This is a genomic window from Bradyrhizobium sp., from assembly GCF_016219575.1.
In the GTDB taxonomy this organism is placed as follows: domain Bacteria; phylum Pseudomonadota; class Alphaproteobacteria; order Rhizobiales; family Xanthobacteraceae; genus Bradyrhizobium.
Window position 1 is genome coordinate 12849 of sequence record NZ_JACRMG010000019.1, and the last position, 21092, is coordinate 33940.

At 65.9% G+C, this 21092-nt stretch carries 20 protein-coding genes; 9 read left to right on the forward strand and 11 right to left on the reverse strand.

All coding sequences use genetic code 11. The features are described 5' to 3' along the window. Nucleotides 1–48: 48 nt before the first annotated feature. Nucleotides 49–657, reverse strand: a complete 609-nt coding sequence (locus tag HZB49_RS16200) for a hypothetical protein (protein ID WP_291613077.1) — start codon at nt 655–657, stop codon at nt 49–51. 62 nt (nt 658–719) lie between these two features. Here HZB49_RS16200 and HZB49_RS16205 point away from each other — a divergent pair, with 62 nt between their 5' ends. From HZB49_RS16205 to HZB49_RS16220, 5 genes are all read left to right on the forward strand, one after another. Then, on the forward strand, nt 720–1154 hold the full coding sequence (locus HZB49_RS16205) for a hypothetical protein (protein WP_291613079.1): 435 nt from the start codon (nt 720–722) through the stop codon (nt 1152–1154). Nucleotides 1155–1513: 359 nt separating this feature from the next. Continuing rightward, entirely contained in the window at nt 1514–2590 is a 1077-nt protein-coding gene (locus tag HZB49_RS16210; RefSeq protein ID WP_291613081.1) for a YbhN family protein, read from the forward strand. Between the two features lie 89 nt (nt 2591–2679). Continuing rightward, nucleotides 2680–4629 (forward strand): hypothetical protein, encoded by a 1950-nt coding sequence (locus HZB49_RS16215; RefSeq protein ID WP_291613083.1) that lies wholly within the window; start codon nt 2680–2682, stop codon nt 4627–4629. Between the two features lie 120 nt (nt 4630–4749). Further along, on the forward strand, nt 4750–4989 hold the full coding sequence (locus HZB49_RS30065) for a DUF4160 domain-containing protein (RefSeq protein WP_365858119.1): 240 nt from the start codon (nt 4750–4752) through the stop codon (nt 4987–4989). Continuing rightward, nucleotides 4973–5491, forward strand: coding sequence for a hypothetical protein (locus HZB49_RS16220; RefSeq protein WP_291613085.1), 519 nt, complete (start codon nt 4973–4975; stop codon nt 5489–5491). The genes HZB49_RS30065 and HZB49_RS16220 overlap by 17 nt, the downstream gene beginning before the upstream one ends. Before the next feature lie 109 nt (nt 5492–5600). Here the strand turns inward: HZB49_RS16220 and HZB49_RS16225 are convergent, their stop codons facing one another. The 3 genes from HZB49_RS16225 to HZB49_RS16235 form a co-directional block, all read right to left on the reverse strand. After that, complete coding sequence (locus HZB49_RS16225; protein WP_291613086.1) at nt 5601–6755, reverse strand: acyl-CoA dehydrogenase family protein; 1155 nt, start codon at nt 6753–6755, stop codon at nt 5601–5603. A 36-nt stretch (nt 6756–6791) separates the two neighbouring features. Then, complete coding sequence (locus tag HZB49_RS16230; protein ID WP_291613088.1) at nt 6792–7439, reverse strand: DUF2147 domain-containing protein; 648 nt, start codon at nt 7437–7439, stop codon at nt 6792–6794. A 122-nt stretch (nt 7440–7561) separates the two neighbouring features. Then, nucleotides 7562–8590 carry an NAD(P)/FAD-dependent oxidoreductase gene (locus HZB49_RS16235; RefSeq protein WP_291613091.1) on the reverse strand — a complete coding sequence of 343 codons (1029 nt, stop codon included), beginning with the start codon at nt 8588–8590 and terminating at the stop codon, nt 7562–7564. 179 nt (nt 8591–8769) lie between these two features. Here HZB49_RS16235 and HZB49_RS16240 point away from each other — a divergent pair, with 179 nt between their 5' ends. Beyond that, a complete protein-coding gene (locus tag HZB49_RS16240) occupies nt 8770–9225 on the forward strand; it encodes a thioesterase family protein (RefSeq protein ID WP_291613093.1) in 456 nt (151 codons plus the stop codon). Next, nucleotides 9222–10331, forward strand: a complete 1110-nt coding sequence (locus HZB49_RS16245) for a CocE/NonD family hydrolase (RefSeq protein ID WP_291613095.1) — start codon at nt 9222–9224, stop codon at nt 10329–10331. Before HZB49_RS16240 ends, HZB49_RS16245 begins: the two co-directional genes overlap by 4 nt. Nucleotides 10332–10349: 18 nt before the next feature. On the opposite strand, the gene HZB49_RS16250 is transcribed toward HZB49_RS16245, so the two are convergent. Together HZB49_RS16250 and HZB49_RS16255 are read right to left on the reverse strand one after the other, a co-directional pair. Then, nucleotides 10350–10670, reverse strand: a complete 321-nt coding sequence (locus tag HZB49_RS16250; protein WP_291613096.1) for a 2Fe-2S iron-sulfur cluster-binding protein — start codon at nt 10668–10670, stop codon at nt 10350–10352. 125 nt (nt 10671–10795) lie between these two features. Continuing rightward, a complete protein-coding gene (locus HZB49_RS16255) occupies nt 10796–11188 on the reverse strand; it encodes an Hpt domain-containing protein (protein WP_291613098.1) in 393 nt (130 codons plus the stop codon). Nucleotides 11189–11579: 391 nt separating this feature from the next. Between HZB49_RS16255 and HZB49_RS16260 the strand changes: the two genes are divergently transcribed. Continuing rightward, nucleotides 11580–16970: a methyl-accepting chemotaxis protein gene (locus HZB49_RS16260; RefSeq protein ID WP_291613336.1), complete on the forward strand. Its 5391-nt coding sequence runs from the start codon at nt 11580–11582 to the stop codon at nt 16968–16970. A 468-nt stretch (nt 16971–17438) separates the two neighbouring features. Here the strand turns inward: HZB49_RS16260 and HZB49_RS16265 are convergent, their stop codons facing one another. From HZB49_RS16265 to HZB49_RS16280, 4 genes are all read right to left on the reverse strand, one after another. Beyond that, the gene (locus HZB49_RS16265; protein WP_291613100.1) at nt 17439–17873 is read right to left on the reverse strand and encodes a hypothetical protein; all 435 of its coding nucleotides are present in this window, start codon (nt 17871–17873) and stop codon (nt 17439–17441) included. A gap of 197 nt (nt 17874–18070) precedes the next feature. Further along, nucleotides 18071–18274, reverse strand: coding sequence for a CsbD family protein (locus tag HZB49_RS16270; protein WP_291613101.1), 204 nt, complete (start codon nt 18272–18274; stop codon nt 18071–18073). Between the two features lie 77 nt (nt 18275–18351). After that, on the reverse strand, nt 18352–18672 hold the full coding sequence (locus HZB49_RS16275; RefSeq protein WP_291613104.1) for a hypothetical protein: 321 nt from the start codon (nt 18670–18672) through the stop codon (nt 18352–18354). Between the two features lie 98 nt (nt 18673–18770). Further along, the gene (locus tag HZB49_RS16280) at nt 18771–19226 is read right to left on the reverse strand and encodes an Hsp20 family protein (protein ID WP_291613105.1); all 456 of its coding nucleotides are present in this window, start codon (nt 19224–19226) and stop codon (nt 18771–18773) included. Between the two features lie 369 nt (nt 19227–19595). On the opposite strand from HZB49_RS16280, the gene HZB49_RS16285 reads away from it, so the two are divergent. Continuing rightward, entirely contained in the window at nt 19596–20102 is a 507-nt protein-coding gene (locus tag HZB49_RS16285) for a DUF892 family protein (protein WP_291613107.1), read from the forward strand. Between the two features lie 97 nt (nt 20103–20199). On the opposite strand, the gene HZB49_RS16290 is transcribed toward HZB49_RS16285, so the two are convergent. After that, nucleotides 20200–21084 carry an MlaD family protein gene (locus tag HZB49_RS16290; protein WP_291613110.1) on the reverse strand — a complete coding sequence of 295 codons (885 nt, stop codon included), beginning with the start codon at nt 21082–21084 and terminating at the stop codon, nt 20200–20202. Nucleotides 21085–21092 lie beyond the last annotated feature (8 nt).

Consider the following 21092-nt stretch of genomic DNA (forward strand, 5'->3'; position numbering starts at 1 on the left):
GATCGCGGGATCGGCGAAGTCACGTTTGATGTCGCCTGATTACCGCGTTCAGGGCAACAGCGCCTGCGGCAGCCGATCGAACGTGTAGGAGATCGGCCGGTTGCGCCGGATGAAGCCGCCGATCTGCCAGTTGAACAGCAGCGCAAAGCCGACGAGGAATATTGCGCCGGCATGTTCGCCCGTCATCAGGGCGCGGATCAGAAGTCCGACCATCGCGACCGCCAGCAGTCCAACGAACAGCAGCGCCGCGGCATAGATGCCGGACGGCAGCCCGCCCGTCAGCTGCGCCGTGCTTGCCGCGGCCGCCATGCGCGCATGCAGGGCTTCGATGAAGGCGCGGTAGCCGTTGTCCTGCGGCGTCATCAGCGACACCGTCTGCCAGTTCGTCGAGACGATCCTGACGCGCCCGCCGCCCTTGTGCCTGATGTCGGCGCGGAATCTGTGCGCCTGCATCGATGTCGGCCGGAACGACAGGTTCACGCTCGCGATATCGCCATAGGCCCACACGCCGGAACGTCCCGAAATCTTCCAGGACAGTCCCCCGTCGGCCAGCTCGAACAGATGCGCCGATCCGATCAGCGACGCCTTGTAGGCGTAGCGAAGGCCGGGGCGATGATCGCCCTCGTCGTCATCAGGCTCTTTCAGGTCGGTCGGCAATGCGGTCCCTCGGCAGTGCGCGCGGCTTGCGCGGCGCGCCCCGCTTATCCTACAAACACGGTATGGCCGAAACGAATTATTTTCCGCGCCGCCTGATCCTGGGGGGCGCGATGATCACCGGGGTGCTGCTGGCGCTGGCGGTCCACATGCTGGGCGCGCGCTACGGACTCGATCTCGGCGGCCTGTGGCGAAGTGACACCCGGGATTTCATGCCGGCGGGCGGGGCGATTGCCTGGTGGCTGATCGCGTCGGCCGGATTCTCGGGCGGCTACTTTACCGCGACGCTGATGGACAGCGCGGTGTCCGGCCAGATCCCGCAGCGCATGCGCCAGTTCCTGATCGCGATCGGCGTCCTGGTGCTGGCCGGCGCCGGCCAGGCCGCCTCCGCGCCGAGCCCGCTGCCGACGGTGTCCGGCGTGCTCGCCGGCCTCGCCGCGCTGGTGCTCGGCGCCGTGGTGGCGTTCTGCGGCGCCTATTTTGCGCTGCGCAAGGCATAGCAAGAACGCCGCGGAAAATTCCGCGCGGTGCTCATCGATCAATCCGATGAATGCCGGTTCGCCGTACAGCCGGGGGACGCGGAGATATTTCTGAACGCGGGATGAATATGGCGGGAAACTTCGGCGATCCCGGGCCGTACGAAGTGGTTGACCCGCGTCAACGACCCGATTCGACTTTCCTGCCTTAAGGCTTATGTACGTAGTATGACAATGACCGCGCACGAAGGCTGAAAGGCTGCCTTGTCAAGGACTGCACAAGGCGCCGGTTTTGCCTTATGGGTCTGCGCAGACGGTGCGAGTGACCGTCGCCCGTCATCGCATGACGGGCTCCTGGATTGCCGTCCCCGCCGGGAGGATGAATGTATCGGCTGCTGACCGCGCTCAGGCGTGGCTTCAAGGAAAAGATCGGCTGGAAGCGGCTCGGCATCGCTGCGAGCCTTCTCATCATCGTGCTCGCGATCACGCATCTGGTGCGCACGCTGAAGGGGGTCGACTCCGCCGTCCTGCTGGTGGCGCTGACCGAGATCGCGCCGCATCGCATCGCGCTCGCCGCGCTGTGCGTCGTCGGCGCCTTCTGCACGCTGACCTTCTACGATTTCTTCGCGCTGCGCACGATCGGCCGCAATCACGTACCCTACCGCATCGCCGCGCTCTCCAGCTTCACGAGCTACACCATCGGCCACAACATCGGCGCCACCGTCTTCACCGGCGGCGCCATCCGCTTCCGCATCTATTCCGACTACGGGCTGACCGCGATCGACGTCGCCAAGATCTGCTTTCTCTCCGGCCTCACCTTCTGGCTCGGCAATCTGTTCGTGCTCGGCATCGGCATGAGCTGGCACCCCTCGGCGGCGTCCACGATGGACCTGCTGCCGGATGAGATGAACCGCCTGATCGGAATCGGCTGCCTTGCCGGCATCGCGGCCTATCTGGTCTGGCTGAAGAGCGGCAAGACGCGGCGCCAGCTCGGCCAGAACGGATGGAAGGTGGTGCTGCCATCGGCGCGGCTCACCTTGCTGCAGATCCTGATCGGCGTGATCGATCTCGGTTTCTGCGCGCTGGCGATGTACCTGCTGATGCCGATGCAGCCCCACATCGACTTCGTCTCGCTGGCGGTGGTGTTCATCCTGGCGACGCTGCTCGGTTTCGCCAGCCACGCCCCCGGCAGCATCGGCGTGTTCGACGCGGCGATGCTGCTGGCGCTGCCGGCGTTTGGCAAGGAGCAGCTGCTGGCGACGCTGGTGGTGTTCCGCATCCTCTACTTCCTGATCCCCTTCGGCATCTCGATTTCCATCATGGGTCTGCGCGAATTCTGGCTCAACATCTTGCAGCCCTGGCAGGAGCGGCGACGGCTAAGTGAGGCCTGCGCGGCGGCCGCAGCCGCGGCCGCCGTGCGGCAGCCGGTGCAGGGCCGGGAAGCAATGGGCCGGAAGTAACAGCGAATTTATCGGAACAGCCGCCTTTGGGGTTTTAGCCGCAGGGGCTGTTCTCTTATTTCCGCCTTACCGCTAACGTTCAACGCGCCATGGCCCGAATTCTCCTGCACACCCTCGCCCTAGCGGCGCTGTTCATGAACCTGTCCGTCGCGCTGCCGGTCGCGCGGGCCGAGGCGCAGACCGCCGGCCCGATGCAGATCCCGATGCAGATTTCCTGGGAGGTCCGCAACCGCTTCCGCCTGTTCCGCGAGGAGCGCGATTTCCTGCTGCAGGCCGACGCCGGCCGCGGCCGCAGCGTGCTCGCGGCCGAGCAGGCGCTGAGCGTGCAGAGCGACGGCCGCGGCTGGGCGCGCAACACCGTCGGCCGGCTCTGCATCGACGTCACCGGGCGCGTCAGCGAGCCCTGCACCCGCGACAACGTCAAGGAAAGCTATCTCACGCCGGTCGATCATCCCGTCACCGTCCGCCTCGCCGGGCAGGTGCCGGTCGGCGCCACCTGCGCCTGGACCTTCGACGACGGCGACGGGCCGCAATCCTCGACCTTCGATTGCGCCGAACCGGTCAATCTGCGCGTCCGCTACGGGCGCACCACGGCGGCGCTGGTGGACGTCGCCAGTGCCGAAGGCACCCAGCGCGTCACGACCGAGATCGCGGTGCGCGATATCTTCATCGCCGGTCTCGGCGACAGCATCGCCTCCGGCGAGGGCAACCCGGACCGGCCGATCGCGCTCGCCGACGAGGGCTTCTGCTTCCGCTATTATCTCTCCTCCGCCACCTCGCAGTACTACCGGCCGAGCCGCGCCGGCTACAGGGGCGGCCGCGCCTGCGAGGCGCCGGACTCCTTGCAGGTGTGGCAACGCCAGGGCGCCCACTGGTTCAACCCGGCCTGCCACCGCTCGCTCTACAGCTACCAGACCCGCACCGCGCTGCAGCTTGCCGTGCAATATCCGCACATCGCGGTGACCTACCTGCCGCTCGCCTGCACGGGCGCTACCATCGCCGACGGCCTGTTCGGCTCGCAGCGTTTTCGCGAATGCCCGCCGTCGAAATCCAACAGCACCTGCCAGGGCACGGTGAACAGCCAGATCGCCGAATTGCGCGAGGCGCTGACCGCTGCCAAACGCCGCCAGCCCGAGCGCACGCTCGACCTCGTGCTGCTGTCGATCGGCGCCAACGACATCTATTTCTCCGGTCTCGTCGCCGACGTGATCGTCGACTATCCGACCGAGCGCGTGCTGTTCCGCCGCAGCGGCGTCATGGCGACGGTGGACGATTCCCGCAGCGTGCTGGCGCGCGACCTGCCGCAGGGTTTCGCCAAGATGCGCGAGGCGCTGCGGCCGCTGGTCGGCGACCTCTCGCGCGTGGTCTATACTTCCTACGCCAACCCGACTCTCACCGAGAGCGGCGGGCCCTGCCCCGGCGGCCGTGCCGGATTTGAAATCCATCCCTCGTTCAACGCCGAGCCGCGGCGGCTCGCTACCGTCTCGGCGTTCGTCCAGAACGAGTTCCTGCCGCAGCTGAAGGCAATGGCACGGTGCGAGGCCGGCATCCTCTGCCGCAATCCGCAAGCCGATCGCATGACCTTCGTCGACGCCCATCAGTCCGCGTTCGCCGGGCACGGCTTCTGCGCGCGCGCGCAAACCGATCCGGAATTCGACCGCGAATGCTTTGCCGCCAACGGCGAGAGCTTCAATACCGATCTCGTCGTCGCCGCCGGCCAGCCGATGGTGTGCGGCCGCAGCCCGAGCGAATATCGCGCCTACCTGCCGCGCGCCCGCTGGGTCCGCGACGCCAATGACAGCTACTTCGCCGCGATGACGTATCCGCAAGGGCTGCCCGCCTCGATGCAGCCCTCCGACATTCACGACGCCACCTGGGGCGTGCTGTCGGCGGTCTATGGCGGCGCGGTACATCCGAGCGCTGAGGGCCACGCCGTGATGGCCGATGCCGCCGTGCCAGCCGCCGCCGCCGTGCTGCAGCTCGATGCGGGCGCGCCGGATGTGGTCTCGCGGCCGATGACGCCGGTAGAGGGGCGCTAATTTCGCGGCACTAAACTATTAATTATTAACAGCTTTTTGGCTTGTGTGCAATAATTTCACATATCCCATTGCGTGTGGGGGTCCTTTGACCTAACTTTGAAATAGTGGATGCTCGGTCCTATGCCCCGTGTCCACCGACTGACGAACTGCAACCTCTACGTCCATGCGCGCAACGAGCATCCGCCTCCGCACCTGCACGCCCTTGGTCCCGGTTGGGAGGTCATCGTGGCCATCAAGACGCGTGAAGTCAGACGGGGATGGGCTCCAGCCGCGGATCTCCGAGAGATACTGGGTTGGGTGACATCCAACGAAGCGTTCCTCTTGGAAAAATGGGATGAGTTCAATGAACGCGACGACTAGCCTCTCACTAACCATCCCGATGCCGAAGATTGCCGAGGTGAGCGTAGTCGATCATCTCGTTGTTCGAGTGGTTTGGTCTGCCGGCATTCGAACCGGACGTACAGACGTGGTTGACCTGTCGCCGATGGTCAACTTGCTGAAGCACTATCGTCCTCTTCGTAGCGATCGAGAATTGTTCAAGACGGTGCATCTGGTCGAAGATGGAAGAATTCTCGCATGGGGAGATTCCGACGAAATCGACATGGCCGCCGACAGCGTTGAAGAGCTGGCCGAAGAGATGATGACGCCGCAAGACTTTGCAAACTTCTTGTCGACGTACGGACTCACTCACAACGAGGTGGCGGTCCTCTTGGGAAGAAGTCGTCGACAAATCGAAAACTATCTCTCTGGAAGCGAGCCAATTCCGCGTATCGTTGTCATGGCTTGTTTTGGATTGATTGCACGCCGTCAAGAAATTCGCGGCTCAGCAATCACGCCCCCGTCCCAGATGTCGCCCCGCTGACTGTTCAAGACCGGGCAAGAGGCTGGTTTGAGCCCTTTGTGGGTCGCAGATCGTCAAGCTCGGAAGCTTGCTCACCTGCCGGGAAATCTTGGTTTCACCGCTTGACGCCTCACAGCGGCGTCGCCGGGTCGATCGGCAGTCCCATCAGCACGCGGCCGGTGAGCTCATAGGTCGGCGGCGAGACCATCAGGTGCTGGGTGGCGACGTGGGCGTCGCGAAAGCGGCGCTGCAAGGGCGACGACAGGAACACCGACGATCCGCCGGCGAGATCGTACATGGCGCGCGTGACGTCGGCCGACTTGCGCGTGGCGTTGGTGGCCGCGAGCCGCAGCAGCGCGCGCTGCCGCACATCCACCTGCCCGGTGGCCTGCGCGACCTGCCAGGCCGCATCGACGGTTTCGTAGAAGAAGGCGCGCGCCGAACGCCAGTCCGCTTCCGCCGTGGCGAGCGCCGTCTGCGCCGAGCCGCGTTCGGCGAGCGTGCGCCGCGAGCCCTGCGGCTGCTTGCCGCCGGCGAGTCCGATCAGATCGTCGATCGCCGAGCGGGCGTTGCCGAGCGCCACCGCGGCAATGCCGAGCGCGAGCAGGCCGAACACGGGAAACGCATAGAGCGCGCCGGTGGCCCGCGGCCCGCTTTCCACATAGGACGTCGCACGCCGTGCCGGCACGCGGAGGCCCGAGACGGCCATCTCGCCCGAGCCGGTGCCGCACAGGCCCGTGACATGCCAGGTGTCGTTCAGCGTTGCGGCCGACGCCGGAAAGATCAGCTTGCGGTCGTCGACCATCCCGCCGGGCAGTTTTTTCGGCGCACCGTTCTCGAACACGATGGCGCCGGCAAGCAGCCAGTCGCAGTTGGCCGAGCCCGACGCCCACTGCCAGCGTCCCTCGAGCACATAGTCGTCGCCGTCGCGCACCGCCTTGCCCATCGGCGCGAACACGCCGCCGGCAATGGTGTCCGGCGGGCCGAAGATTTCGCGCGCGGTCTCGAGCGGCAGATACGCCGCGTTCAGGCCCGTGGTGGCGCCGATCATCACGCACCAGCCGGCCGACGCATCGGCCGCGCCGGCGGCTTCGATGGCGCGCAGCGCGGCACCGGGCGCAAGCTCCAGCCCGCCGACGTCGCGCGGCACCAGCATGCGGAACGCACCAGTGCGCGCCAGCGATCGCGCAAGATCGGCCGGCAGGCGGCGCGCCTTTTCGATTTCATCGGCACGCGCGCGGATGCCGGGCGCGAGCTCGGCAATGGCGGCGAGAACGTTGGACATGGAATCAGCGGGCCACGACGCGCGAGCGAGGCAACGTCACCGCGCCGGCGCCATCGCGCCTGCGGGCGGACGGGCCGGCGCCATCGCGCCACCGGGCGCTGGTCCCTTCTTCGGCGCCTGCTTCAACAGCGCGGCCGCCTGTGCCGGCGGCAGATATTTCTGGATGATCTCGGGATCGAGATTCGCCATTTCCTTGTCCGGCAGCCGCGTCCAGACCTCGTCCATGCCGAACAGCGCGATGCCGACAAAGCCGCGCATGGTCAGCGTCTGGCCGTCGGGGCTGACCGTCATCTTGGCCTTGTAGACCTGGCCGTCGCGCGGATCGAGCACGTTGCCGTTTTCATAGACCAGCCCGTTGCGCTTCATGTCGCGGATGAAGGGGATGCCGAGCCACGGCATGTCCTTGCGATCGTCGGTGCACTTCGAGCAGACCGGGTTGGGGGCATCGCCGGGCTGCGGGAACATCTTGGCGATCACGCCTTCGAACAGGCCGTTGCGCTCGATCACGAGGAACATGCCGACCGTCTTGCCTTTCTCGATCTTCTGCCACAGCCCGGCGGCCGAAGGCTCCGCGGTGCGCGACGGCGGACTTGCCGTCTGGGCCAGCGCCGCGCCGGCTGACAGCGTCAATGTGAGACCGGTCGCGATCGAAAGCAGCAGGGAACGGGCATTCCGCATCGTCATCACCTTGATCAATCGACAAATTCAATGGCCGCAGACTAAGGCCATTTCGCGGATGGTGCCAGTGGCGCATGGCAGGCCGCGGGCACGTTCCCGCGAGGCCCGCGGCCACATTCCCGCTTGAATCAGTTGACTCCGAGCTTCTTCTGCAGGCTCGACGATGAGGTCGTGTACTGGAACACCAGCCGCTTGTCCGGATAGACGTAGCGGTGCGCCTTCTGCGCCATCAGCGCGCCCTCGTGGAAGCCGGAAAGAATCAGCTTCAGCTTGCCCGGATAGGTGTTGATGTCGCCGATGGCGAACACGCCGGGGATGTTGGTCTCGAATGCGGCGGTATCGACCGGGATCAGATTGTTGTCGAGCGCGACGCCCCAGTTCGCCACCGGACCGAGCTTCATGGTCAGTCCGAAGAACGGCAGCATGGTATCGCAATCGACCTTGCTCATGGCATTGTCGTTGCCCTTCACATTGGCGCCGGCGAGCTGACCGTTCGCGCCTTCGAGGCCGGTGACCTGGCCGATCCTGAGATCCATCTTCCCGGAGGCCACCAGCGCACGCATCTGTTCGACGCTGTGGGGGGCGGCGCGGAAATCGTCGCGACGATGCAACAGCGTGATGCGCTTTGCCACCGGATGCAAATTGAGCGTCCAGTCGAGCGCAGAATCGCCGCCGCCGACGATCAGCACGTTCTTGTCGCGGAACTGCTCCATCTTGCGCACGGCGTAGAACACCGAAGTGCCCTCATAGGCCTCGATGCCCGGCACCGGCGGCCGCTTCGGCTGGAACGAGCCGCCGCCCGCGGAGATCACCACGACCTTCGCCTCGAACTCCTTGCCGGCGTCGGTCTTCACGCGGAACAGCGGATCGCCAATCTTCTCAATCGTCTCCACCATCTCGTTGAGGTGGAAGGTCGGATGGAACGGCTTGATCTGCTCCATCAGCGCGTCGGTGATGCCCTGGCCGGTCACCATGGGAATGCCGGGAATGTCGTAGATCGGCTTTTCCGGATAGAGCTCGGCGCATTGCCCGCCGATCTTGTCGAGGATGTCGACCAGATGCGTCTTCATGTCCAGGAGGCCCAGTTCGAACACGGCGAACAGGCCGCACGGACCCGCGCCAATAATCAGCACATCGGTTTTGATCACTTCGCTCATGTCGTTACTTTTTCGGTTGGACCGCAGGAACTGAGGCCTGGACGGCGATGGGGGCGCTGTCTTCCTAGCCAACGCCGGGGGAACAGGAAAGCGATAATATGAGCCCTGCAAGGTAACCCCTTGCGGTGGCACAACATCCGGGTTGAATGGGAGTTGAGATTTTCGGAGAACTTGAAGCCGTGAACGCCCCCATCCGTGCCGAGGCCGAGCCGTTGCTGGAGGATTTTCCCTACCGGCTGTCGGACAATGTCCGCTTTGCCGACCTCGATCCGAACCAGCACGTCAACAATGCGAGCTATGCCAGCTATTTCGAGACCAGCCGGGTCCTGCTGATGAAGGACGTTGCCAACGGGCTGTCGCCCGAGGGCTATGGCTGGGTCATGGTGCGGCTCGACATCAACTTCCGCGCCGAGTTGCACTGGCCCGGAAAGATCGATCTCGGATTGGGCGTTGCGAAGATCGGACGCACCTCCGTGAGCTTCGACCAGGTGGTGTTTTCGGAAGGCAAGTGCGTGGCCTCAGGCCGAGCGGTCAACGTGCTGGTCGATCAGGTGACGCGCAAGCCTGTAGCCCTAACCGACGAGATCAGAGCGAATTTCCGGCGCTGGTTCAGGCGGGGATACGACGGACAATGAAGCGCGCGGCGTGGCTTGCCCTCGCTCTCGCCCTCGCCGCCACGTGGCCCGCCGCCGCTCAGGACTACATCCGCGAAGACCTCCGCATCCCGCTTGCTGCCGCCGGCCCAGGCGGCCTCGAGGCGCTGCTGATCCGCCCCGCGGGCGTCGGGCCATATCCGCTGGCGCTGATCAGCCACGGCTCGCCGCCGGATCCGCAGGAACGACCCAAAATGTCGCCCTACGGGTTGTACCGGCAAGCGATCGAATTCGCCCGCCGCGGCTTTGCGGCGCTGGTGGTGATGCGGCGGGGCTACGGCGAATCGGGCGGCGTCTACGCCGAGCGGACCTGCTGCAGCCCGGAACGCTATTCGAATTCGTTCCAGGCAACGTCCACCGACCTGCGTGCGGCGATCGCGGCGATGAAAGGCCGTGCCGGCGTCACGACGCAGGGCATGATCGCGGTCGGCACGTCGGCCGGCGGATTGGCCAGCGTTGCGCTCGCTGCCGATCCGCCGCCGGGACTTGCGGCGGTGATCAATTTCGCCGGCGGCCGGCGCTGGCGAAAGGCTGACGGCAGCAACATCCAGGCGGCCGCCAGCGAGAGCGCGCTGGTCAACGCCTACAAGACCCTCGGCGCCAGCGCACGAACGCCGACGCTGTGGCTCTACGCCGCCGATGACAGTTACTTCGGTCCCGAGCTCGTGCGGCGCATGCATGACGCGTTCACCGCAGGCGGCGGCCGCGCGCAACTGATCAGCCTGCCCGCCTTCGGCGACGACGGGCATTACCTGTTTTCGCGGGGGATTCCGACCTGGACTCCACTGGTCGATGATTTCCTGCGCGAGCGCAATCTCGGCCGTCGCGAATTGCTGCCGCCGCCGGCGCCGGCACAGCTGCCGTCTCCGCCGCGCCTCGGTGCCGATGGCCGCGCAGGATTTGCGAATTACCTGTCCGCCGGGCCGCACAAGGCCTTTGCGGTGTCGCCGAAGGGATCGTGGGCCTCCCGATCCGGGCTGCGATCGGCGGATGAAGCGCGGGCGAAGGTGCTGGAGACCTGCAGCAACTACGCGCCGGACTGCACGGTCTATGCCGTCGATGACGCGCTGGCGGACAGCGCGCGCTAGCCGAAATGTCGTGGCGTTCTAGGCCTGCCGCTCGGGCGTCGAGACGATGAGGCCGTCGAGTTCGTCCGTCACCTTGATCTGGCAGGACAGACGCGAATTCGGCCGCACGTCGAAGCCGAAATCCAGCATGTCCTCTTCCATCGGCGAGGGCGAGCCGGTCTTCTCGCGCCAGGCTTCGTCGACATAGACGTGGCAGGTCGCGCAGGCGCAGGCGCCGCCGCACTCGGCCTCGATGCCCGGAATGGCGTTGCGGATCGCGCCTTCCATCACGGTCGCGCCGTTCTCAACTTCAACGGTCCGGGTTGTGCCGGTGTGGTCGACATAGTGGATTTTGGCCATGGTTTCTCATGCTGAGGCAAGTGCGGATGGAGGGGTCCCGGCAGTCCTATAACGGGTCAATCCCGGCAATGCCAGCGCCTGACCGCAGGACAGACCGTTCGAATTCGGCTGGGTAATTGCCCGGTTCAACCCCGGCTGAGGAAGGCCTCGATGGCGCCCTGCGCCGCGGCCACGGCATCGTTGAGCCCGTCCAGCGCGGCCCTTGCTTCTCCGGGCCCAGCATCCCCGGTCCCGCCGAGCGCCGCCTCGAGCCGGGCGGCGGCTTCCGCCACCGCAAATGCGCCGATCGCCCGGGCCGAACCCTTGAGCGTATGCGCCAGCGCGCCCGCCCCCGGCGGCAGTGGCGCGAGCTGGTCGAGCAATTTCGCCGATTGCGCCGCGAACATCGTCAGCACTTCGCATTCCAGCGCCGGATCGCCCAGCGTCATGCGCGCAAGATGCTCGAAGTCGATCGGGCCGTCATCGGGTGCGAGCGGCGGCGAAGACATCCAGTTGATCCGTTCGAGGTGGAGCGGCATGGCTTGACCCACTTCTCGCCGCAGCTTGGGCTGGCTTGCGGGCACGGTCGTCAGCCAATCACGAAATTGGTTAACGGAACGTTTGGTGGACCTGCCGCAAATCCGCCCTGTTTTGGCCTGTTCGCCGCCGCATTCGCCGGGTTCCCGCAAGAATTCTGAGGACTATTAATATCTTACGCCACTTACCTGTTAACGATGATTAAGATTGTCTTAATCGCGGCCATTTCATTCGCATCGCTCAACCAATAGGATGTTTGGCGGATGAAGCGGAAAAGTGCGCGCAGTTTGCGCGGCTTGGCTCCGCTCAACGGGCATGTTTTCCGGTCGCGCCCCTGCGAGGGGACGATTGCAGGCGCACCGGATGCGTATTGTAAGAGGGCTCAGGCTGACCATGGCGAACACCCCGAAAAAGGCGAAAGACCCCACCGAAGTCGCGCTTTCTGCCATTCAGGAGGCCCTCAACATCAGCGAGCCCAATCCGGTCACGAGCCGGAGCGCGCAGCCCACCGATCTCGATATGCCGCCGCCCCCGCCGGCGATGTCCGCCGCCGCGCCGTCCTATTCCGAGCCCGATTTCGAGCCCCGCGCCAGCGCCGCCGATCGTCCGATGTTCGATCCGATCGAGGAGCCGCGCACGTCGCGCCGCGCCGCCAATGACGACCGCGAGACCATCGGCCAGTTGCTGCAATCGCTGCAGAAGGGCCGCCCTGCCCGCAACGTCTACACGCTTGCGACGATTTTCGCCGGCATCTGGATCGCCGGCTGCGCGCTGCTCACCGTCTCCTTCCTCGGCTCGCTGCAGGCGGCGATCGGCCAGAGCGGCGGCGTGCTGGTGCTCGGCGGCCTCGCCGCGCTGTTCTTCGCGCCGGTGCTCCTGTTCTACTTCCTCGCCAGCCTCGCCTGGCGCGGCCAGGAAATGCGCATGATCGCGCAGGCGATGGCGCAGGTCGCCATCCGCTTCTCCGAGCCGGAAGGTGCGGCGAGCGATTCCATGGTCACCGTGGGCCAGGCGATCCGCCGCGAGGTCGCCGCCATGGGCGACGGCATCGAGCGTGCGATTGCGCGCGCCGGCGAACTCGAAACGCTGGTCGCCAACGAAGTCGCAGCGCTGGAGCGCGCCTATTCCGACAACGAAGTGCGCATCCGCGCGCTGCTGCAGGACATCGCCCATCAGCGCGACAACCTGGTCGGCCAGGCCGAGCAGGTGCGCAGCGCCATTTCCGGCGTGCAGATCGATTTGCGTCACGACATCGCGTTGATCTCCGACGCCATCGCCTCGCGCGTCGACGAAGTCGCCAAGAGCATCACCGGCGCGCTGGAAGAGCGCGGCGCCCACATCACGAGCGCACTGTCGCATGCCGGCGACAACATGATCCTCGCGCTCGGCGAGCGCGGCGGCGACCTGCTCGACCGCCTCGAGGAAGCTTCCGCCGAAACCACGCGCGCCGTGCTCGACGCTTCCGAGCGGCTGACCACCAGCCTCAACTTCAAGACCGGCCACGTCCACGACGAGTTCGTCGATCTCTCCGACCGCGTCCACGAGATGCTCAACGAGCGCATCGACCGCATCACCGCGGAATTCGAGCAGCGTTCCTCGACCATCGTCGACGGCATCTCCGACCGCACCGAACAGGTCCACGACTCCCTGAAGAATTCCTCCGACTCGCTGCTGCTCGAGCTAGAGCTGCGCTCGGGCGACCTCGTCAACAAGATCGACGAGGCCGGCAACAAGCTCGCCACCCGCATCCTCACCTCCGGCGACAAGGCGAGCGACGCGCTCGACGTCACCGTCAACTCGCTGGTCGCCAAGGTGGTGAGCCAGACCGAGACCGCGCACGACACGCTGTCGCTGCAGATGAGCGCGTTCGACGATCTCGTGAAGAACCAGGGCGCGGAGCTCGCGGAGAAATTCGCCCGCGACAGCGGCACGCTCGGCGCGCTGATCACCCGCCACATCTCCGAGTTCGACCGCACCGTTAAGACGTTTGGCGGCGACATCGTCGAGCGCCTCGGCCAGCGCACGGCCGAGATCTCCGACAATTTGAAGACCTACGTCGACAACTTCGACACCCGCCTCACCTCCAACGGCGGCGAGATCACCGCCTCGCTCGACCAGCGCCTGCTGCAGTTCGAGACCACGCTCGGCAACCGCGTCGCCACCCTCGACACCTCGCTCGACGGCAAGATCAAGTCGTTCGACGAGTCGATCGACAGCCGCCTGAAGTCGCTCGAGGTGAATTTCGACAGCCGCGCGAAATCCGTGACCGAGACCATCGACGGCCGCCTCGCCTCGCTGGCCACCACGCTGACGGACGGCGCGGCGCAGACGATCCATTCGATCGACTCGCGGCTCTCCCACCTCTCCTCCTCGCTCACCCAGGGCACGCTGCAGGCGGTGCAGGCGGTCGACCAGCGCATCTCGGCCGTCACCGACACCATCAACGGCCGCAGCGCACACCTGACCGACACCATCTCGGCGCGATTCCAGGAAATCCATCAGGGCATCGAGACCCGCGTCGGCCTCATCGCCACCGACATCGACACCCGCGTCGCGCAGTTCGAAGACCTGCTCGGCTCGCGTGTCGAGGCGGTCGCCGGCCGCATCGAAAGCTCGGGCCGCCAGGCCAGCGACGACCTGATGTCGCGCGCCGAAATGCTCTCCTCCGGCATCAAGTCGCATGTCGAGGATGCCGAGCGCTCGCTGACCAACCTCGTGGTCAACACATCTGAAACCATCCAGACCGGCGCGCGCGCCGCGCAGCAGGCGCTGCTCGGCGTCTCCTCCGACGTTGGCGCCCAGCTCAAGCTGACCTCGTCGGAAGTCGAGGCCGCGCTGACCGCGGTCGGTACGGCTGCTGCGGGCTCCATCCTCACCTCCGCGCGCGAGGCACAGAGCACGCTGGTCTCTTCGTCTTCGGAAGCGGCCTCCCAGATCAAGTCGCTTGCCGCCGACGTCGAGCGCACGCTCTCGGCCGCCGGCAGCGCCACTGCCGCCTCCGTGCTGTCGGGCGCCCGCGAGGCGCAGAGCACGCTGGTCAACGCGTCGACCGAAGCCGCCAACCAGGTCAAGGCGCTCTCCGCCGACGTGCAGCGCACACTCTCGATGGCCGGTACCTCGACCGCCGAGGCGATCACCACCGGTGCCCGTGAGGCCCAGAACACCCTGGTCAGCGCGTCGGCCGACGCGGCGAGCCAGGTCAAGTCGCTCTCCGCCGATGTGCAGCGCTCACTCTCGATGGCCGGCGCTTCCACGGCGGAAGCCATCACAGCCGGCGCACGCGAGGCGCAAAACACCCTCGTCACGGCGTCTACGGCGGCCGCCGAGCAGGTCAAGTCGCTTTCCGCGGACGTACAGCGCACGCTGACGGCGGCCGGCAGCTCCACCGCCGAGACCGTCACCGCCGGCGCCCGCGCGGCGCAGGATGCTCTCATCAACGCATCCGAGCGTGCAGCCGAGCACGTGCAGACGCTCGCCGCAGACATGCAGCGCGCACTGACGACGGCCGGCAACGCCACCGCGGAATCCGTCACCGCCGGTGCCCGCGAGGCACAGAACACCCTGGTCAATGCCTCGGCGGAAGCAGCCAAGCACGTCAAGTCGCTTGCGGCGGACGTCGAGCGCACGCTCACCGCCGTCGGCAGCGACACCGCAGCCGCGCTCCTCGGCAATGCCCGCGAGGCGCAGGGACTGTTTGCTTCGACTTCGGCCGAGCACGCCGGCAACATCCGGTCGATCTCCGCCGAGATCGAGCGCTCGCTCGCGGCCGTTGCCGCCAACTCCAGCGACACCATCCAGAGCGCGGCCAGCACCGCCCAGGGCGCGATCCAGGCCAGCGCCGCCAACGCGCAGAACGTGCTGGTCGCGGCGTCGAACGAAATCGCCGCCAAGATCAAGTCGACCTCCGCGGACGTCGAGCGCTCGGTGCTCGCCGCCTCCTCGGGCTTCGGCTCGACCATGACCGGCAAGACCGACGAGATCGTCACCTATGTGACGCAGACCTCGGACCGCCTGTCGCAGATGATCGACAGCCGCCGCGGCGCGCTGGTCGAGGCGCTCACCGCCAGGACGCACCAGCTCTCGACCGAGATCGACCGCGTCACCGCGGACTCGCTGAAAGCGATCGAGACCCGCGGCCAGGCGTTCTCGCAGAACATGAGCGCGCACGGCTCCGACGTAGCCCGCTCGATCACCTCGGCCGGCGAGCTCGCCACCGGCGCCGTCGGCAAGTCGCTGAAGGAGCTGGAGCAGGCCTCGCGTGCGGCGATCGACCAGTCGCGCCAGGTCTCGATTGCGGCCGTCACCGAGATGCAGGAGACCAGCAAGATCCTGCGCACCGACACGGTCGCGCTGTTCGAGCGGCTGCGCGAGGGCAACATCCTGCTGCAGGAAGTGCTCACCGGCGCCCAGGACAACCTCAACTCGCTGGAGCGCGCGCTGGTCACCCGCGTGGCCGACTTCGTCTCCGCGATGAACGACGTCACCACGCGCAACGGCGTGGCGACGCAGACGCTGGAAGACCAGCTCTCGGTGTTCAACGACAAGACCGCCAAGGCGCTGGCCGACCTCAACTCGCTGTCGAGCCAGTTCGACAGCCACGGCAGGGCCCTGGTGGAAGCGGCCGCCGTCGTCGAGCAGGCCAACCGCTCGACCTCCACCTCGGTCGCCGAACGCAAGTCGACGCTGGAATCGCTGGTCACCACCATCGACCTGCGCACCGCCGACCTCGACCAGCGGCTGTCGCGCTTCACGAGCCTGCTCGATGAATCGCTCGCCGCCGCGGAAGAGCGCGCCCGCGATATCGCGCGCGTGGTGGCGGAAACCGCCGGCGCAGGTTCGGCGGCGATCAGCCGCCAGTTCGAGGCGGTGCGTGCCGCCGCCGAGAACGAGCGCCAGCATACGCTCGATGCCATGAGCGAGCTCTATCAGCAGAGCGCGCACGAGACCGACGCCATGTTCAAGGAGTCGACCGAGAAGTTCTCGACGATGGTAACCGCGATGAAGCAGATGGCCGCCGAGATGCACAACGAGCTCGAGGCCACCCGCAACGAGCTGCGCCGCGGCGTGCTGGAAATGCCGCAGGAGGCCGCCGAGAGCACCGCGCAGATGCGCAAGGTGATCGTCGACCAGATCGAGGCGCTCGCGGAACTGAACCGCATCGTGGCCCATCACGGCCGCGGCCTCGACGTGGTGACGCAGGGCCGCGCCAGCGTGCGCCAGGACGAGCCCGTGATGGCAACCGCCGCCGTCGGCGGTGGCGGCCGCGGCAGTGCCTCCACGCTTCCTCCGCCGGATCTCGGCATGCAGCAGACAGCGCGCCGCACCGAGGCGCCGCCGGTCTCGCCCGCCAACGCCGAAGGCGGTGACGGCTGGCTTTCCGGCCTGCTGAGCCGCACCGATGGCGGCGGCCAGCAGCAGCCGCAGCGCGGCCGCACGCAAGGTCCGGCCAATCCGCTGGAGTCGCTGTCGCTCGACATCGGCCGGCTGATGGACCGCAACCTCGCCGCCGAGATGTGGGACCGCTACCAGCGCGGCGAGAGCAAGGCGTTCTCCAAGCGCCTGTACACGCCGGCCGGCCAGAAGGCGTTCGACGAGGTCGCCCGCAAGTACCGCGCCGACCGCGGCTTCAAGCAGACGGTCGACCGCTACATCGCCGAGTTCGAGCGGCTGCTCGACGAAGTCGCCCGCGACGAGCGCGGCCCGCAGGCGCTGCGCGCCCACCTCACTTCGGAGACCGGCCTGGTCTATACCCTGCTCGCCCACGCCGCGGGCCGGCTGGGGTAAGGCGAACGACCAATACCGAATGAAAAACGGAGGCCTCGCGGCCTCCGTTTTTTTTTGCGCGCAGCTTGCATCGGCGTCATTGTAAGGAGCGACAACGACGACCCGTCTAGGCTTGCTGGCAAGCTACGCCGGGTTCAAGTCCGCTGAAGCGCCCTCAGCGCGAAGGCGGAGGCAATCCACGCCTCCGCTCGCGGCGACATGGATTGCTTCGCTTCGCTCGCAATGACGATGGAGCCACAACCAAGGACCTCATCCTGAGGAGCCGCGAAGCGGCGTCTCGGAGGATGGGCCGCGGGTGAGTTCGTAGGATGGGTTGAGCGCAAGCGAAACCCATCAACGGCACGGCGAGAACGATGGGTTTCGCGAAGAGGCTCAACCCATCCTACGGCAACGTTGCAAAACAAAAGCCCCGCGGTGGCGGGGCTTCGTCGTGCTTGGAAATGCCGTCGTCGGCAATCGACGCCGCGGTCAATAACACCGCATCACGTTGACCGTCTGCTCGCCGCTGCGGCCGGGCACCGTCACCACTTCGGTCGAACAACTCGACACATAGGGCCGGTCCGCCGGTGCGACCATCGGCGGGAAGCGATGCACCGAGTCCCACGGCACGTCCTGCTTGTAGGTGTAGTTGTAATTGATGTCGGTCGGCAGCGGCAGCGACGAAGCCGCCAGCGGCTCGCCATAGGGCGCGCCGCCATAGTAGTAGCCGCCTGCCGGCCAGAGGCCGCCGGCGAAGCCGCGGCGATGATGATGGGCGAACGGTTTTGCGCCGAGCGGGACACCGGGCGTCACGAAGGGCACGGCAGCCGGTGCGCCCTTGCCCTTGGCGAACGTCTCGCCCGCTGAAAGCGCGAGCGCAGCGGCGCTCAGCGAGGCAACAATTCCGAACATTTTGAGCGTCATGGCACGCACCAACTCGTTGACTCTACAATACTTGTCGCACGCTAGGCCGCAGCCTTCGCAGCCGCAAATCTATCCTTAATGTTCGGTTAAGGGGTAATATTAATAGGGGGCGATTTGCCGCTATCTGGAACCGCGGCAGTGTTGGATGGCACAAACGAAAAGCCCCGGCGAACCGGGGCTTTTCTTCGGCGGAACGGTCACCATTTCTGGCGGCCGAACCAGGCGTTCACTTCCTTCTGCGCCTGGTCCTTGGCGTAGCCGTAGCGCTGCTGCAGGCGGCCTTCGAGCTGTTCCTGCTTGCCGTCGATGACATCGAGATCGTCATCGGTCAGCTTGCCCCACTGCTCCTTGACCTTGCCCTTGACCTGCTTCCAGTTTCCCTCGACGCGGTTCCAGTCCATTGCTGCTCTCCCTGTTGAGATCAGCAGGTGCAACCGGCGAAGCGAGGCAACGTTCCACCGCGGTCAATCGGCCGCAGTCACGCCGCCATCGCAATTCGCGAAATGGACTTCAGGCGATTTGGCCGGCCGCCAGGCGGTCCGTGCGGCGGGCCGCCGTCGAGCGCAGCGAGTGCGTCGAGCACCTCGTCCACGGTCACGATGCGCTTCGATCCCGGGATCTCGCGCAGCGCCGGATTGGACATCACGGCGGCGGCGTCGGACGCCCACGACGCCAGGATGGCACGCTTCTCCGAAATCGAGAGCCTGGCGTCCGCCACCACGTCGCGCGGATGGTCGTAGACGGAAGCAGGATGCAGGATGGCATTCAAATCAACCACATTGTCGGCATGATCGATCATCGGTCTTCCCCGTATCTTGATGAACAAGCATTGCCCTTCCCGCCCGCGACAGGCGGGCGGGAAGCTGCAGGCGTTGAGGCGGAAACCGCTTCATGCGGTTACGCCGCCTTCGCCTCGATCTGCTGGACTTTGCCGGCAGGCGCTCCTCCGATCGGAATGCGCCGCGGCTTCATCGCCTCCGGCACTTCCCTGACCAGTTCGATCTTCAGCAAGCCGTTGTCGAAGGCCGCGTTCTTCACCTGCACATAGTCGGCGAGATTGAACTGGCGCCTGAACGGACGCGCCGAGATGCCGCGATAGATGTATTCACGCTCGGCCTTGTCATTCTTGCCGCCTTCGATGGTGACGACGTTTTGCTCGGCAGTGACCGAAATCTCGTCGGGCGCAAAGCCTGCGACCGCGAGCGCGATCTGGTAGCGGTCTTCCGCAAGCCGTTCGATGTTGTAGGGGGGATAGTTGTCCTCGCCGGCCCGCTGGGCGGTCTCGACGAGGTCGAACAGGCGGTCGAAGCCGATGGTCGAACGCCAGAAGGGAGCAAAGTCGTAGTTGCGCATAGCCAAATCCTCCACGGAGCAAGTTGGTTACGAGCGGCACCGGACACGACCGGTGCCCGTCTCACGGCCGGACCCATCAGGCGTCCGGCGCCACCTCGGCGGTGGCGAAGAAAAATCTGGAAAAGCCGGTTTTGGTTTCAAGGGGTGATCGAAAAATTTTTTGCTTTTCCCGGACCCTTCGTTGCGCCGCAGCATGACAATGGTTTGCCGATAGCAGCCAGACGGAGGGTCCAATTCCAACGGCGCGACTGCCTGCGCGCCGGTTGCAATGACAGCTCAGCATTACACGGGACTTTCTTTTCCTGATTCTGGAACGAGCAGTTCCGGCGGCTGTTCTAGCTGCGTAATCACCCCGAACCGGAGGCCGCAATGGCAAAAGAAAAAGAACTGAAAGACCTGTTTCTCGACACGCTGAAGGACATCTACTTCGCCGAAAAGAAGATCCTGTCGTCGTTGCCCAAGATGGCCAAGGCCGCCCAGTCCGCCAGGCTTCGCGCCGCGCTCGAAAAGCATCAGGTCGAGACCGAGGGCCAGATCGACCGTCTCGAACAGGTGTTCGCCTCTATCGACGAAAGCCCGAAGGGCAAGACGTGCGATGCCATTATGGGAATCCTCGAAGAGGGCAAGGAAGTCATGTCGGAATACAAGGGGATGCCGGCACTCGACGCCGGGCTGCTCGCCGCGGCGCAGGCCGTCGAGCACTACGAGATTTCGCGCTATGGCACGTTGAAGTGCTGGGCCGACGAACTGGGTTACAGGGATGCCGTGAAGCTCCTGGATGCGACGCTGAAGGAGGAAAAGAACACCGATTCCACCCTCACGCAAATCGCAGAGACCGAAGTCAATCTTCATGCGGAAACTGCGGAAGCAGCCTGACCGTCCCCCGAAGCGAGGGCCCAAATGAAGCTTGCGCCCTCGCTTCCACAGCCCGGCGTACTGGATGCCCCGCATGCGCGGGGCATGACAGCAGTACCTACTGCGCGCGCCGCGGCGGCTGGGTGCCGGCGGTGGGCGCGGCCCGCGGCGGCGTCTGCTGTTGCTCCGGCGCGGCGCTGCCGCCGCCGAAAATGACGCGGCTCGGGTTGCGGTCGAAATTGTTCACGGCGCGGCTGATGTCGCCGAGGGTGCGGCGGCCGTCGGCCATCAGCGCGCCGGAGCGCTTGTCGAAATCTTCGGCGAGATCCTTGATCGCCTTCACCATCGCCGCCAGCTCGCCGCCGGTGGCGCCGCCGCCGATCGAGTTCAGCCCGAGCATCAGGCTGTCGGCCTTGCCCATCACGCCGTCGACGCGGGCCATCACGTTGTCGATCTTTTCGGAATTGCGCGCCAGCGCGCCGGTGAAGGTTTCCAGATTATGCAGCGAGTTCTTCACCGACTGCTGGTTGTCGGCGACCAGGCGGTTGACGTTCTGCAGGGTGGCGCGGATCGCCTCGGTGACGTCCTGCAATGCGTTGGGGTCGGCCGTCAGCACCGGCACGCCGTCCTCGTCCAGCGGCACCGCGGGTGCCGTTTCCTCGCCGCCCTTGAGCGAGATCGCGGCGACGCCCGTCAGGCCCTGGAACTCGAGGCCGACCATGGTGTCCTTGCGGATCGGGGCCTTGTTCTCGACCATGGCCAGCGCGACAACGCGACGCGGATTGTCGAGCTTCACCGAGATCACTTCCCCTATCCGGATACCGTTGAAATTGACGCTGCCGCCATTGCGCAGGCCTGAGGCCGGACCCTCGAACACGACTCGCAGCGGGCTCCTCGCTTTGGTGGTGTGCAGGCTCTGGAACCAGAGCACGAAGCCGAACGCAGCCGCGATCACCGCCAGCGTGAAGGCGCCGATCAGGACGTAGTTCGCCCGGGTTTCCATCGAATGCT

Bases quoted from the DNA above. Each gene is read 5' to 3' on its own strand.
- HZB49_RS16205 (WP_291613079.1), top strand. From the start codon at position 720: ATGGCCGAAACGAATTATTTTCCGCGCCGCCTGATCCTGGGGGGCGCG.
- HZB49_RS16210 (WP_291613081.1), top strand. From the start codon at position 1,514: ATGTATCGGCTGCTGACCGCGCTCAGGCGTGGCTTCAAGGAAAAGATC.
- HZB49_RS16215 (WP_291613083.1), top strand. From the start codon at position 2,680: ATGGCCCGAATTCTCCTGCACACCCTCGCCCTAGCGGCGCTGTTCATG.
- HZB49_RS30065 (WP_365858119.1), top strand. From the start codon at position 4,750: ATGCCCCGTGTCCACCGACTGACGAACTGCAACCTCTACGTCCATGCG.
- HZB49_RS16220 (WP_291613085.1), top strand. From the start codon at position 4,973: ATGAACGCGACGACTAGCCTCTCACTAACCATCCCGATGCCGAAGATT.
- HZB49_RS16225 (WP_291613086.1), bottom strand. From the start codon at position 6,755: ATGTCCAACGTTCTCGCCGCCATTGCCGAGCTCGCGCCCGGCATCCGC.
- HZB49_RS16230 (WP_291613088.1), bottom strand. From the start codon at position 7,439: ATGACGATGCGGAATGCCCGTTCCCTGCTGCTTTCGATCGCGACCGGT.
- HZB49_RS16235 (WP_291613091.1), bottom strand. From the start codon at position 8,590: ATGAGCGAAGTGATCAAAACCGATGTGCTGATTATTGGCGCGGGTCCG.
- HZB49_RS16245 (WP_291613095.1), top strand. From the start codon at position 9,222: ATGAAGCGCGCGGCGTGGCTTGCCCTCGCTCTCGCCCTCGCCGCCACG.
- HZB49_RS16250 (WP_291613096.1), bottom strand. From the start codon at position 10,670: ATGGCCAAAATCCACTATGTCGACCACACCGGCACAACCCGGACCGTT.
- HZB49_RS16255 (WP_291613098.1), bottom strand. From the start codon at position 11,188: ATGCCGCTCCACCTCGAACGGATCAACTGGATGTCTTCGCCGCCGCTC.
- HZB49_RS16260 (WP_291613336.1), top strand. From the start codon at position 11,580: ATGGCGAACACCCCGAAAAAGGCGAAAGACCCCACCGAAGTCGCGCTT.
- HZB49_RS16265 (WP_291613100.1), bottom strand. From the start codon at position 17,873: ATGACGCTCAAAATGTTCGGAATTGTTGCCTCGCTGAGCGCCGCTGCG.
- HZB49_RS16270 (WP_291613101.1), bottom strand. From the start codon at position 18,274: ATGGACTGGAACCGCGTCGAGGGAAACTGGAAGCAGGTCAAGGGCAAG.
- HZB49_RS16275 (WP_291613104.1), bottom strand. From the start codon at position 18,672: ATGATCGATCATGCCGACAATGTGGTTGATTTGAATGCCATCCTGCAT.
- HZB49_RS16280 (WP_291613105.1), bottom strand. From the start codon at position 19,226: ATGCGCAACTACGACTTTGCTCCCTTCTGGCGTTCGACCATCGGCTTC.
- HZB49_RS16285 (WP_291613107.1), top strand. From the start codon at position 19,596: ATGGCAAAAGAAAAAGAACTGAAAGACCTGTTTCTCGACACGCTGAAG.
- HZB49_RS16290 (WP_291613110.1), bottom strand. From the start codon at position 21,084: ATGGAAACCCGGGCGAACTACGTCCTGATCGGCGCCTTCACGCTGGCG.